The following is a 12221-nucleotide window of genomic DNA, read 5'->3' as shown; positions in this document are numbered from 1 at the left end:
TCGTCTCCAGAGGGCCGTTTGCATTCTGTGCATTCGGCAGCGCTGTTTCTTCTACCGCAAGGGTTTTGACACCTGCGGTGGTGTCGAAGGGGGCGTCAGGTAACGCCCCCTTCGTTCGGCATTACTTGTACTGCTCGAGGTCTGCCGAAGCTTTCTTCAGCGCGGCTTCAGGCTCAGCCTTGCCGGTGACGACAGACTGGACCATCTCGATCATGGTGTTCTGGAAGCCCTTGTAATCGGTGAAGAGCGGCTCAGGACCACCATAGGTGATGCCATCGATCAGAGGCTTCCAGTAAGGATCCTTTGCAACGAACTCATCGACCTTCGGCGAAGGACGAAGCGGTGTCAGGCCGGCATCACCCTGAAGCTCATACTCGCCCTGTGGACCTGGAGAGGTGATGAACTTGGCGAATTCAATCGCCTTGTCTTCCACGCCCGAACCCTTGAAGATGGCAAGGCTGTCGGTGATGAGCAGGGTGCCTGGACCCTTTGCCGAAGGGCCGAGCGGGAGTGTGGCAATACCCCAGTTGATGCCGGTCTTCTGCAGACGCGAAGCTGCACCAGAACCAGCCTGGATCATGCCGACCTTGCCGTCGAGGAAGATTGCGCGGATTTCGTTCTGCTCGTAGGCAGTCGCGCCTTCAACGGAGTAAGGGGTGATGTCCTTGTAGGCCTTCAAAGCTGCCAGCACTTCAGGGCTGTCCATGACGATCTTGTCGCCATCGATGACCTTGCCGTTGTTGGTGTAAACCCAGTGCATGAACTGGTGCATGGTGTTGTCGAAGGTCTTGGCAGGCAGGCCGTAACCGGCGACGCCAGTCTTTTCCTTGATCTGCTTGGCGAAAGCGATTTCTTCTTCCCAGGTCTTCGGCGGCGTTTCCGGGTCAAGACCCGCCTTCTTGAACAGGTCCTTGTTCCAGTAGAGAGCCTTGGTGGAGAAGGCGACCGGAACGCCCCACTGCTCGCCATCGACCGTGACGGTGTCGACGATGTGCGGATAGTAGGACTTCTTTTCCTCGTCCGTCATCGGGACAGGAACGATCATGTCGTTTTCAGAGAACTGCTTCAGCGTGCGCGAGCCGACATAGGCCATGGCTGCTGGAGAGCCCGATGCTGCAAGCGTTGTCGCCTTGTCCTGGCATTGTTCCCAGCCAACGACTTCCGGCTTGACGGTCCAGCCTTCGTTCTTGCTTTCCCATTCCTTGATGTACTTCTCATGGATCGGGTCGATCTTGTCGCCGCAATAGATCCAGGAAATTTCCTGGCCGGCAGCCTGTGCGGACATGGCGCCCAGTGCCGTGGAGGCGGCAAGGCTCAGCGCGTAAAGGGTAAACTTGAATTTGGTATTCACGGTCAGTCTCCCATTCTCTGGTGGTTATCTTATTGTTTCACCGCGCCTGCGGTCAGGCCGCTGACGAGATAGCGTTGCAGGAAGAAGATCACGATCATCGCCGGTGCTATGCCGACGAAACTTGCGGCCATGAGCTCGTTCCAGATGACCTCCTGGCGGCCGAAATAGGCAAACAGGCCGACTGGCAGAGGCATATATTCGGATTTCGAATTGAAGGTGAGTGCGTAGATGAACTGCTGCGCGTAAGAACCGATGAAGGTGGTGATCGCTACGACCACGATGCCAGGCATCGCAATTGGTATGATCACGCGGCGCAGCGTATAAAAGTAGCCGGCACCATCGACATAGGCCGCCTCGTCCAATTCTCGCGGAATGCGCATCATGTAGGTTCTCAGCAACCAGATGGCCGACGGGATAAGGAAGGCGACGCCCGGCACGATCATCGCCAAATAGGTGTTCAAAACACCAATCGAGCGCATCAGGCGAAAGAGCGGGATCAGCAGAACCGCGCCTGAGAACATGTTGACGGCGAGAAACGCGCCAAGCAGCAGACCGCTACCGCGAAACTCGAAGCGGGCAAACGCATAGGCGGCCGGAATGACCAGTGCCAAGACGATGGCTGTGACGATCCCGGAGATGAAGAACGAGTTGAAAATGTAGCGGGCAAAGCCCGGCACGCTGACCCACATCGTCCGATAGGCTTCGAAAGAGCCGTTTTCGGGCCAGAAGCGATAGGGTGAGGAGAAGAGCTGGCTGAGCGGCTTCAGCGACACCAGAAAGCCTTCGACGAATGGCGACAGCACGAAAATCAAGAAAAGCGCGATGCCGCAATATATGGCGAGGATCTCGTACCATTTGTAACGGTTGATCAGTGCGGGAGGAGGTGTCATCGCTTGTCTCCGGCGGATAGCTTGCTGACAATGCGGAAGTAGGCAATGCAGAAGATGGACAGGAAGATGCAGATCAACACGGCGCGCGCAGCACCTTCACCATATTTATAAGAACCGATCGCGGTCTTATAGGTATCGATGATCATCGTCGTGGTTTCGCCATTCGGGCCACCGCGCGTCAAAATCCAGATGATGTCGAAGGAGTTGAATGTCGAGATCAACGAGAGCATCGACATGGTGATCATGGACGGAACGAGCAGCGGAAGGGTAATGCGGCGGAAGCGATAGAAACGTCCGGCACCATCCACCCATGCAGCTTCGTAGAGATCCTGCGGAACGGCCTGCATCGCAGCGAGGAGATAGAGCGTCACCATCGGCACGCCGATCCAAACGTCGGTGATGACGGTTGCCCAGAATGCGGTGGAACCCTGCGCCAGAAAGGCGATCGGTCCGTCGACAAGGCCTGCACGCTGAAGCATGCCGGAGATCATGCCGAACTGACCATTATACATCCAGCCCCACATGAAGATGCCGATCGCCATCGGAACGATCCATGGCGGCATGGTCAGGATGCGAAAGATCGCGCGGCCCGGCACTGCAGCATTCAACATTGTGGCGCCGAAGGTGCCGATGATCATCTTGATGGCGACCGAGAAGAACGTCCAGATGAAAGTGCGGATAATAACTTCCGCGAACGTAGCGTTGAAAATCTTGTCGTAATTGGTCCAGCCGACCCAGTTGGTGGTCTTCTTCAGCGATGCGTCGGTAAACGAAAGAATGAAGGTATCGACGAGCGGATAAGCTACGACGGCAAGAACATAAAGAAGGGCTGGCGCCAAAAGCAGCCAAGCGAAGAAAACGGCGCTTCGTCTGGTGTCCATGATCACCCTCTCATCAGGCGGAGCGCTTTTGCGCGTCTTCGGTGCCGTGAAGGCAGGCGTCGTATTTTGTCCAGACGGGTGCGAGATCGACGACCTTGCGGGCGGCGCGTGCCTCATCCATGGCGATCGCCAGAATGCCAGCCTCAATGGCGTCGAGCGCCGATACCGGAAGTGCTGCACCTGTCGTGACGTGGGCGAACACATCGGCTGCCATCTGTTCATCCGCGCCGTAATGGTGCGACTTCACCGACGGTGCCTGATAGGTGTTTCCGATCAGCTTGGCGCTGTCATGAGCGCGGTGAACGTCGAGGAAGCCGCGGACGAAATCGCCTTCAGCCATGCCTTTTGCGCCGACGACGCAGAAGCGGCGGAATTCGTCGGGCACATTCAGGTTGGTGTGGAATGCCAGTGACGCACCATTTTCGTATTCGACGATTGCCGTCTGGAAGTCGATGATATCGCCATCGCTGTCGAACACCTTGTCGGCACCCATCCAGCCGCTCGGTTTGCGGAAGTAAACGTCGAGATCGTTGACGCCGCTATTTTGCGGAGCGTTTTTCGGAACGAAGCTGCGACGTCCGCCGAAGCTCGATACATAACGAGGGCGCACGCCCATCACGCCGTTGTAAAGGTCGAGGTCGTGGCAGCACTTTTCCAGCATGAAGCCGCCTGCAAGCTTGTCGTATCGGCGCCAGTCTCGCATGAAGAACGCGCCATGATAGGGAGCAATATGCTCGGAGGCCTCGATCGAGGCGATATCGCCGAGAAGTCCTTGCGCCTGTGCCTGTCGCAGGTCGCGGTAAAGTGGCGAGTAACGGAGAACGAGACCGACCATCAGGTGGTCCTGGCCATACTGGTTCAGTAACCTAGCAAGCTCGAAGCTCTCTTCGATCGTCGTGACGATGGGCTTTTCCGTGAAGACCTTGAGGCCAGCTTCGAGGCCAATGCGAATATGTTCAAGATGGAATGTATTGGGCGAGCCGATCATAAGAAGATCGAAAGTCTCTTTCGCGATCATCTCCTGCGGAGTTTCGTAACGGCGGCCGGCGGAAATGTTTTCTGCTTCAAGCTGCTTCAAGCCTGCCGGCTCGGGATCGACATGGGCAACGATCTCAAAATCAGGATCGATCTCCGTGAAGACCTGGCCGAGATAGCCAAGGCGGAACCCGAGTCCGATTATCGCGACTTTCATGGCCTTAAAGCTCCCCTTTTCGTAATTTATTTTCGTAGCCTCTTGCAAATCTTCCTGATGGTCAATCAGAAAAACCGCGTTTGACTTCCGCTATGAAAATAATTTTCACGCGGTGGTTATGCTTGTCCAACTCATGCATGTTGAGCATGAGCGGATTGATCGAAACACTGAAGTCTTGGGCATTTCCCCTTCGCCGACCACTTTCGGTTTCCCGCAGGTCAGTCATGATTGTTAATATCTAATACCAAAAAAATACCGCGTGTCCACTGTGGAATAAAAATTTCTCCAATTCCGCGTCTGGAACATATGTTCATCATTGAGAACGTTCGTTTTTTAGCAAAATTGATGGATTATCCCCGCGCCTTGCCAAGGTGGATTTGTATTGGTATCTATTTTGGTATGGTGTCTGCGCTGTGTGTCTTTTGCAAAGGGCGCGCCGATATCGACAGACACGGAACGGAGATGCGCAATGGACGGTGATTTGCCGTTTGGTGAATTGCAGGCATTAAGGGGCGGGCCGCTTTATCAGAAATTGCGGCGTCTGATCGAAGATGCTGTGTCCAGCGGACGCCTGAAGCATGGGGATGCGTTACCGGCCGAGCGAGATATCGCCGATGCTGCGGCCATCAGCCGCGTGACCGTACGCAAGGCAATCGACGATTTGGTCGAGCAGGGGCTCCTCGTGCGTAGGCGCGGTTCCGGCACTTTCGTCACCAAGCCTGTGCCGAAAATGCAGCAGCCGTTGACGCGGCTCACCTCCTTTACCGAGGATATGCGCCGCAGGGGAATGGTGGCGGGCTCGCGCTGGCTGGAGCGCGGACTGTATTTTCCAACACCAGAGGAAACCATGATGCTCGGCCTCTCGGGAGGCGCGCGCGTCGCAAGAATCCTTCGCCTTCGCACTGCCGACGATACGCCGATTGCGCTTGAGAGGACCAGCCTTCCCGACGATCTTCTGCCGGAGCCGGAGCAGGTCGAGGGATCGCTGTATCTGGCCCTCGCAACTCGGGATATTCGTCCAGTTCGGGCCAATCAAAGAATTTCCGCCGTTCTGCTGCGCGATGACGAGAGCGAATTGTTGGAGGTCGCTCCCGGCTCCGCAGCCCTTTCAGTGCAGCGCATCGCCTATCTGAACACCGGCCGCGTAATGGAGGTCTCCACAGCGCTTTATCGCAGCGACGCTTATGACCTCGTCGCGGAACTTACGATCGGCGCCTGATCAAAAACATAAGGGCTTTACTGATGACGACTATGATGCGACGCGAAATCAATGAAATTCCACAGGCTGTCGCCCGGCTGCTGGATCGTGGAAAAGACGATGTGGCACGGGCAGGAAGCGCTCTTGCCGCGCGTGATCCCGCAGTTGTAGTCACCATTGCCCGAGGATCTTCGGATCATGCGGCCTATTTCCTCAAATACGCGATAGAGCTCGAGCTTGGCCTACCGGTCGCCTCACTCGGCCCATCGCTGGCGTCGATTTATCAGGCGCCGCTTCGCTTGCAACGTGCTGCAGCCTTTGCGGTATCTCAGTCGGGGGCGAGCCCGGACATCGTCGCCATGCTTGAAGGCGCTAAGGCAGGTGGCGCGTTGACCGTTTCGCTGGTGAATACGACACCATCTCCTCTCGCAGATGCTGCTTCCATCTCTGTTAACATTCAGGCTGGACCGGAGATCGCGGTGGCAGCCACGAAGTCGTACGTCAATTCGATTGTTGCCGGTCTTGCTGTTTTGAGCGAGTGGAGCGGTTCGGCCACCTTGAAAAAAGCTGTGGCAGCGCTCCCTGATCATCTGGACAAAGCGCTGTCACTCGATTGGAGTGTGCTGGTCGAACCTTTGGTCAAGGCCGAATCCCTCTACATGCTCGGTCGCGGCCCGGCGCTCGCCATTGCAATGGAAGCGGCGCTGAAATGTAAGGAAACCTGCGAGCTACACGCGGAAGCCTACTCATCGGCCGAGGTTCTGCATGGTCCAGTGTCGCTGGTGGCAGAAAGCTTCCCCGTGATTGCCTTTGCCGCGCGCGACAAGGCAGAGGCGTCGATTGCCCAGACAGCGTCGGGTCTCGTGACCAAGAATGCCAATGTCTATCTGACATCAGATCAGGGTAGAGGCGCCACCGTTCTGCCTTTTGTCGAAACGGGCCATCCTTTAACCGATGCGCTGGCGTTGATCGTTCCGTATTATAGCATGGTCGAGGTCCTCTCTCTCGCGCGCGGCTTCGATCCCGATAGGCCGGTTGCGCTCAAAAAGGTCACGGAAACACGATGAGTGGTTCATTTGCACTGTGCGGCGGTCGGGTTTTCGACGGCGTCGGGTTCCTTGAGGGGCAAGCGTTGGTCGTGAGCAATGGTCGCATCGAAGCCATTGTGGCGCAGGCCGATCTTTCGCCTTCAATCGAAAGGCGTGACGTGGCGGGTAGCCTCCTCGTTCCAGGCTTCATCGATCTTCAGGTGAATGGTGGCGGCGGTGTGCTGCTGAACAACCAGCCTGATCTCGACGGCATTCGCACCATCTGTTCAGCGCATGCAGCTTACGGCACGACGGCTCTTCTTCCCACCGTCATCACCGATACAGCCGAAATCCGTGCGAGAGCGGTCGAGGCCGGTATTGCCGCATATTCGCAAAAGGTGCCCGGCTACCTCGGTTTGCATCTGGAAGGCCCCCATCTCTCGGTGGCGCGCAAGGGAACCCACGATCCATCCTTGATCCGCCCGCTTGAACAGCCCGATCTCAGTTTTCTTGTGGAACATGCGGGACGTTTTGGCGAGGCCCTCATCACGCTCGCTCCCGAAAGTGTTTCTCCTGGCGACGTCACAGCATTGGTTGAGGCAGGATATGTCGTCAGTCTCGGACATACCAATGCCAAGGCGCGCGACATTCTTCCCTATGTTTCGGCCGGGGCGTCGATGGCCACGCATCTCTTCAATGCGATGAGCCAGATGGAGAACCGGGAGCCGGGTCTCGTTGGCGTCGCGCTCGCCAATGGCCGCTTGTCCTGCGGCCTTATTGCCGACGGATTCCACGTTGATCCGATGGTCATGCAAGTTGCTCTGGCCGCAAAGAAGGGGCCGGCCCGGATATTCCTGGTGACCGACGCTATGTCGACCATCGGCACCGACTTGCAGGGCTTCCTGCTGAATGGCCGTGAGGTCTTTCGCAGGGGCGGACGATTGACGCTTGCTGATGGTACGCTTGCCGGTGCCGATATCGACATGCTGTCTTGTGTGCGCTTCGTTCATGAGCATCTTGGCCTGCCTTTGGCTGACGCTTTGAACATGGCCTCGCTTTATCCGGCCGAGGCCATCGGTTGCGCAACGAAAGGCACTCTCGCAGTGGGAATGGATGCGGATCTGCTCGTGCTGCAAGAGGACCTGACCTTGAGAGCGACTTTTATTGGCGGTAATTGCGCCTATGGCGAAGATTTTGCAAAAGGGGTCGCTGCGTGATCGTCTGCTTCGATATCGGCGGCACGGCCATTAAGGGCGCAGGCGCGTGGGCGGTCGACGATGTTCGTCCCGTGGCCCGGCGACAAACGCCAATCCATGATTTCGACGCCTTCATCGGCGTGTTGAAAGACGTGATCGACGAGATTGGCGAGACGCCGACCTGTGTGGCGCTTTCGATTGCGGGCATTATCGATCCCGATACTGATCGCGCCGTTATCGCCAATATTCCCTGCGCCCATGGGCGTCTTCTGCGAGCAGATCTGGAAGCCGCTCTTGGCCTTCCGGTTCTGATTGCCAATGATGCCGATTGCTGTGCGCTCGCCGAATACGGTGCGGGCGCCGGGCGCGGGCATCGGGTGGTTTTTGGCGCGATTCTGGGAACGGGCGTCGGCGGCGGTCTCGTCGTGGATGGAAAGCTGATCAATAGCGCAGGCGGCTTTGCCGGCGAATGGGGTCATGGCCCGGTTGCCGCCACTCGCGCTGGAAATCCGCCTGTGGAACTACCGCGCTTTGCTTGTGGATGCGGGCTGGATGGATGTGTAGACGCCATCGGTAGTGCTCGTGGCATGGAAAAGCTGCATCGTCATCTGGCGGGGTCCGAGTTGAAGGCGGAAGACATCCTCGACGCCTGGCAGACCGGCGATGTAAATGCAGCCCGCACGATAGACGTCTATATCGATATTCTTTCCGCTCCACTGGCGCTCGTCGTCAATATGACTGGCGCTACGATCGTTCCGGTCGGCGGCGGCCTGTCAAATTCACTGCCGCTGATCGAGGCTCTTGATCGCGCCGTGAAAGCCAGAATTCTCCGCAAGTTTCAGCGGCCGCTCGTGGTGCGCGCTGAATGTGCAATAGAGCCGGGCCTTGTGGGAGCCGCAGTCCTGGGGGCGGCCTTCGCTTCGTCTGAAGCCTGATTCTCGGTGAATGTCATCGACAGCCGGTCTGTAAACGCTCCTTCACAAGGTAGCGGTCGCTGGTCGCGGCTGGGTGATGGTATTGTCGGCCACCCATCTGGCCGCAGGTTCGATGCCACCCAGTGGAAAGAGATGGAACTGGGATATCAGTGTCTGAGGATTGTCGCGGACATAGTCCGTCAGCGCGCCGACCATGTCGCCCGGCCCGTATGGAAGCATCAACCGCGTCACGTCCAGTGCTCGTTTTTGCAAGAGCTTCAGCGAAGGGCCGACACCGCAGGAGAGCGCGAACTTGATCAGGGTCTGGAGTTTTGCTGGGCCCGCAATTCCCACATGAATGGGAAGTGTGATTCCTGCTTGGGCAACACGTTCAGCCCATGTTGTGATGACGGTCGGATCGAAGCCGAACTGCGTTACGATCGCCATGTGGGCGTCGGTCAGACCGGAAAAATCCGTCTTCCACTTTAATGCGCTGTCGACATTGCGCGTCGTTCCGTCCGGATCGATATCGCGGCTTCCTTCCGGGTGGCCTGCGACATGCAGGCGTTTGAATCCATATCTGTCGAACAGTCCGCTTTCCAGTAGCTGAATAGAACTCTCGACAGTGCCGACCGGACGCGTTTCTCCTCCAGCCAGCAGAAGCGCCTCCGTCACATCGGCCTCGTTACGGTAGAGCGAGATCCAGCTTTCCAGTGTCGGCACGTCGGGAATGCTGCGTGCGGGAAAATGTGGCATGACGGCGAAGCCATCCTCACGCAGCCGCCTTGCGGTGGCGACCATGTCGCCGATCGATGTGCCAGCGATATGGGCGATGTACACGCGTGTTCCGGATGGCAGAAGAGCTGAAAAATCGTCGATCTTTGCCGCGGTACGCGGTGTCACCTCAATGGAGTAAGGATGCAGCAGTGAGCCTGCATATTTTGCGACCGCGCCACCATTGTTCTTCGATCGATCGATGAATTTCAATATTGCCATGTGCTGTTTTTTCCTGCCTGCCCAAAGGGCAGTCTCTTCTTGATCGCGGCCACCGTAACAGGGCTTTTAGATCCAACGACGCAACGAATAATCCATTCCGACCAAGCTGTTTTCTCTTTTTTAGCCATGCCGTCAAATCATGTCGGTGGATGGCAGGATATCTTTACTATCTTCGCCAACAGTGCGGCTCTCAACCTGCGACGTGTCGAGACGCTAGAAGATAAGTTGGCCCGGTTTATCCCTCGTAAGAGGACAACGTGAAAGTCAGAAGCCCTTGAGCGCCGAGAGTCCGCACCATTTCGAGGCAGTTGCTCCAGCACGACCGACCAGAATTGTCTGGTACCAGTCATTATTTTGGAAGATAACTCTTTTTCTCGTTTCCAGCGTCGTACTCGCCTATCTTGTCGGCGCTGCTGTCGGCTGGATCATGGTCGAGAGAGACTCGCGCGATCAATGGCATCGACAGGCCGAGCTCAACGCGCAGGTGACGAGTTCGTCCATCCGCACGATCTACACGTTCATTTCCATAGAAAGCGACCAGGACGGGCAGATCGTCAAAATCATAAGTGACAGGCCGCTTGGTGACGAAGCGTCGATCCTCGACACGGGTTTTAATCCGGGCGATGTCCTTGCCCTCGCAGCCGCGCAAACCAAGAACAACATCTGGATTTTCCAGAATGACGCGGCAAGTCATGTTTTTGTCAGCTCTGCGGATGCGATGGGGGAAGCCAACAGAATACCGCTTACGTTGACCGAAGGCGCGACACTCAATCGTTTTTACGTCGGTTTCGCCGAACTGGGCGACGTTAAGTATTATATTGCCTATGTTCCGGTTGTCGATCAGGCGGGGCGCCTTCAGGGCGGAGTGGTAACAACCATCGGCAAAGCTTCCGATCTGTTCGAAACGCAAACGAAGCTTCTGCGTAACTCTCTCATTCTTTTAGTAACCATCCTTGTCGCTACAGGCGTAATCGTTACGGTTCTGATGCGTAAGGTCTTCATGCCGGTCCCCTCCTTGATCGAGGCTTTGACGAAAATCGCTCATGACGACACTCAGTCGGTCACGCCGTTTCAAGGACGCAATGACGAGATCGGTCGTGTTGCGGTGGCAATCGAGAAGGTGCGCGAGGCCGTTGTCGAGCGGGAAAATCTGCGCGTGATGCGCGATGTTGCAAGACAGATGGAGCATCTTGCCCATCATGATCCGCTGACAGGGCTGCCAAACCGGGCTTTCTTCAGCAAGCGCTTGGATGGCGATATCGGCGAACTGGGCAACGGCCTTCGTTTCAATCTCATGCTTCTTGATCTCGACCGCTTCAAGGCCGTTAATGACGTGATGGGGCATGCCAGTGGAGATGCCCTTTTAACGGCTTTCGCGGAGCGCCTGCTGCAACTGATCGGTCCGCAGGACATGGTGGCGCGCCTCGGCGGCGACGAGTTCGCGGTGATCCAGGTCGTGCGAAAAAATGCTGTGCGGGAGGCAAACCGGCTGGCGGAAGGCATCGTCGCGGCGGCATCACGTCCCTTTATCCTGTTCGGCAAGGAAGCCAGCGTCGGCACCAGCATCGGCATTTCCATGGCTCCTATTCATGGGACTGACAATTCCGAGCTTCTCAAGCATGCCGATGTGGCTCTCTATTGCGCAAAGTCTGAAGGGCGCGGCAACTTTCGCTTCTTCGAAAACGGCATGGAGATGTCCCCGGAACAGGATCACGAACTCCAGCAGGACGTGGATCTTGCGATCCAGCGCGACGAATTCGTTTTGCACTATCAGCCGATTTTTTCTTTCTCGGATTCGCAGCCAGTGACGTTCGAGGCTCTTGTCCGCTGGCGGCATCCCCTTCGCGGTTTGATCAATCCGGATCAGTTCATTCCTATTGCCGAGAAGACCGGTCAGATCTGCGCTATCGGCGAATGGGTTCTGCGCCGCGCATGCGTGGAAGCCATGCAGTTCTCCAATGATGCGGCGGTCGCGGTTAACATTTCAGCAATCGAACTTCAGCAAGGTGACCTTGTGGCCAAGGTGAAGCGGGCGCTCAAAGACAGCGGCTTGCCTCCTTCGAGGCTGGAGATTGAACTGACGGAGACTGTGCTTCTTTCCGATATGCAGTCGGAAAAATGCCTGGAGGACATCCGTGCGCTCGGCGTTAAAATCGCCCTCGACGATTTCGGCACTGGTTATTCAAGCCTTGCCTATCTGACCAAATTGCCGGTGAGCAAGATCAAGATCGATCGTAGTTTTGTTTCCGAAGCGATGACGAAGACCGAGAGTCTTGCGATCATTCAAGGGCTCATCCACATCGCTAAAGGCCTGGGGCTTGAGACAACGGCAGAAGGCGTCGAAACGCGAGAACAGCTTTCCCTGCTACGCGCCGCTGGTTGTGATCTGGTGCAGGGATACCATCTTGGCCGTCCAATGGCTCTCAAAGACATAGAAAGTTGGCAGCATTCCAGTGACGTAAAAATTTTCCACGGTTAGGAGTAACGATCGTGCAGCATAGTGATACCAGGCTCCGCCTGTCGAAGTGCTTCAGTCTTATTTCGATTCTATGTGCCGCGATCATTTGCGCCCAAA

Annotated in this window: 10 protein-coding genes; 5 read left to right on the top strand and 5 right to left on the bottom strand. The window is 56.6% G+C overall.

Going from position 1 to position 12221, the window contains the following annotated elements:
* Nucleotides 1-121 precede the first annotated feature (121 nt).
* The 4 genes from QZ869_RS18470 to QZ869_RS18455 form a co-directional block, all read right to left on the bottom strand.
* A complete protein-coding gene (locus QZ869_RS18470) occupies nucleotides 122-1285 on the bottom strand; it encodes an ABC transporter substrate-binding protein (protein ID WP_296106605.1) in 1164 nt (387 codons plus the stop codon).
* A 95-nt stretch (nucleotides 1286-1380) separates the two neighbouring features.
* Nucleotides 1381-2241, bottom strand: coding sequence for a carbohydrate ABC transporter permease (locus QZ869_RS18465; protein ID WP_296080580.1), 861 nt, complete (start codon nucleotides 2239-2241; stop codon nucleotides 1381-1383).
* On the bottom strand, nucleotides 2238-3122 hold the full coding sequence (locus tag QZ869_RS18460) for a carbohydrate ABC transporter permease (RefSeq protein WP_296017371.1): 885 nt from the start codon (nucleotides 3120-3122) through the stop codon (nucleotides 2238-2240). The genes QZ869_RS18465 and QZ869_RS18460 overlap by 4 nt, the downstream gene beginning before the upstream one ends.
* A gap of 13 nt (nucleotides 3123-3135) precedes the next feature.
* Nucleotides 3136-4314: a Gfo/Idh/MocA family oxidoreductase gene (locus tag QZ869_RS18455; protein ID WP_296080583.1), complete on the bottom strand. Its 1179-nt coding sequence runs from the start codon at nucleotides 4312-4314 to the stop codon at nucleotides 3136-3138.
* A gap of 469 nt (nucleotides 4315-4783) precedes the next feature.
* Between QZ869_RS18455 and QZ869_RS18450 the strand changes: the two genes are divergently transcribed.
* Genes QZ869_RS18450 through QZ869_RS18435 form a run of 4 tightly spaced genes read left to right on the top strand, consistent with a single transcriptional unit; the run spans nucleotide 4784 to nucleotide 8671 of the window.
* Entirely contained in the window at nucleotides 4784-5533 is a 750-nt protein-coding gene (locus QZ869_RS18450) for a GntR family transcriptional regulator (protein WP_296017367.1), read from the top strand.
* Between the two features lie 23 nt (nucleotides 5534-5556).
* Entirely contained in the window at nucleotides 5557-6579 is a 1023-nt protein-coding gene (locus QZ869_RS18445; RefSeq protein WP_296106447.1) for an SIS domain-containing protein, read from the top strand.
* Nucleotides 6576-7757: an N-acetylglucosamine-6-phosphate deacetylase gene (gene nagA, locus QZ869_RS18440; RefSeq protein ID WP_296106444.1), complete on the top strand. Its 1182-nt coding sequence runs from the start codon at nucleotides 6576-6578 to the stop codon at nucleotides 7755-7757. The genes QZ869_RS18445 and nagA overlap by 4 nt, the downstream gene beginning before the upstream one ends.
* Entirely contained in the window at nucleotides 7754-8671 is a 918-nt protein-coding gene (locus QZ869_RS18435) for an ROK family protein (protein WP_296106442.1), read from the top strand. The genes nagA and QZ869_RS18435 overlap by 4 nt, the downstream gene beginning before the upstream one ends.
* 42 nt (nucleotides 8672-8713) lie before the next feature.
* Here QZ869_RS18435 and QZ869_RS18430 read toward each other — a convergent pair whose 3' ends face one another.
* Entirely contained in the window at nucleotides 8714-9646 is a 933-nt protein-coding gene (locus QZ869_RS18430; RefSeq protein ID WP_296106438.1) for a methylenetetrahydrofolate reductase, read from the bottom strand.
* Nucleotides 9647-9920: 274 nt separating this feature from the next.
* Between QZ869_RS18430 and QZ869_RS18425 the strand changes: the two genes are divergently transcribed.
* Nucleotides 9921-12125 carry an EAL domain-containing protein gene (locus tag QZ869_RS18425; RefSeq protein ID WP_296106435.1) on the top strand — a complete coding sequence of 735 codons (2205 nt, stop codon included), beginning with the start codon at nucleotides 9921-9923 and terminating at the stop codon, nucleotides 12123-12125.
* Nucleotides 12126-12221 lie beyond the last annotated feature (96 nt).

The sequence above is a fragment of the uncultured Agrobacterium sp. genome (assembly GCF_913777885.1).
Taxonomy (GTDB): Bacteria; Pseudomonadota; Alphaproteobacteria; order Rhizobiales; family Rhizobiaceae; genus Agrobacterium.
This window is presented reverse-complemented; position numbering and strand designations above follow the sequence as displayed.

Bases quoted from the DNA above. Each gene is read 5' to 3' on its own strand.
- nagA (WP_296106444.1), top strand. From the start codon at position 6,576: ATGAGTGGTTCATTTGCACTGTGCGGCGGTCGGGTTTTCGACGGCGTC.
- QZ869_RS18450 (WP_296017367.1), top strand. From the start codon at position 4,784: ATGGACGGTGATTTGCCGTTTGGTGAATTGCAGGCATTAAGGGGCGGG.
- QZ869_RS18445 (WP_296106447.1), top strand. From the start codon at position 5,557: ATGACGACTATGATGCGACGCGAAATCAATGAAATTCCACAGGCTGTC.
- QZ869_RS18455 (WP_296080583.1), bottom strand. From the start codon at position 4,314: ATGAAAGTCGCGATAATCGGACTCGGGTTCCGCCTTGGCTATCTCGGC.
- QZ869_RS18430 (WP_296106438.1), bottom strand. From the start codon at position 9,646: ATGGCAATATTGAAATTCATCGATCGATCGAAGAACAATGGTGGCGCG.
- QZ869_RS18465 (WP_296080580.1), bottom strand. From the start codon at position 2,241: ATGACACCTCCTCCCGCACTGATCAACCGTTACAAATGGTACGAGATC.
- QZ869_RS18460 (WP_296017371.1), bottom strand. From the start codon at position 3,122: ATGGACACCAGACGAAGCGCCGTTTTCTTCGCTTGGCTGCTTTTGGCG.
- QZ869_RS18470 (WP_296106605.1), bottom strand. From the start codon at position 1,285: ATGTCCGCACAGGCTGCCGGCCAGGAAATTTCCTGGATCTATTGCGGC.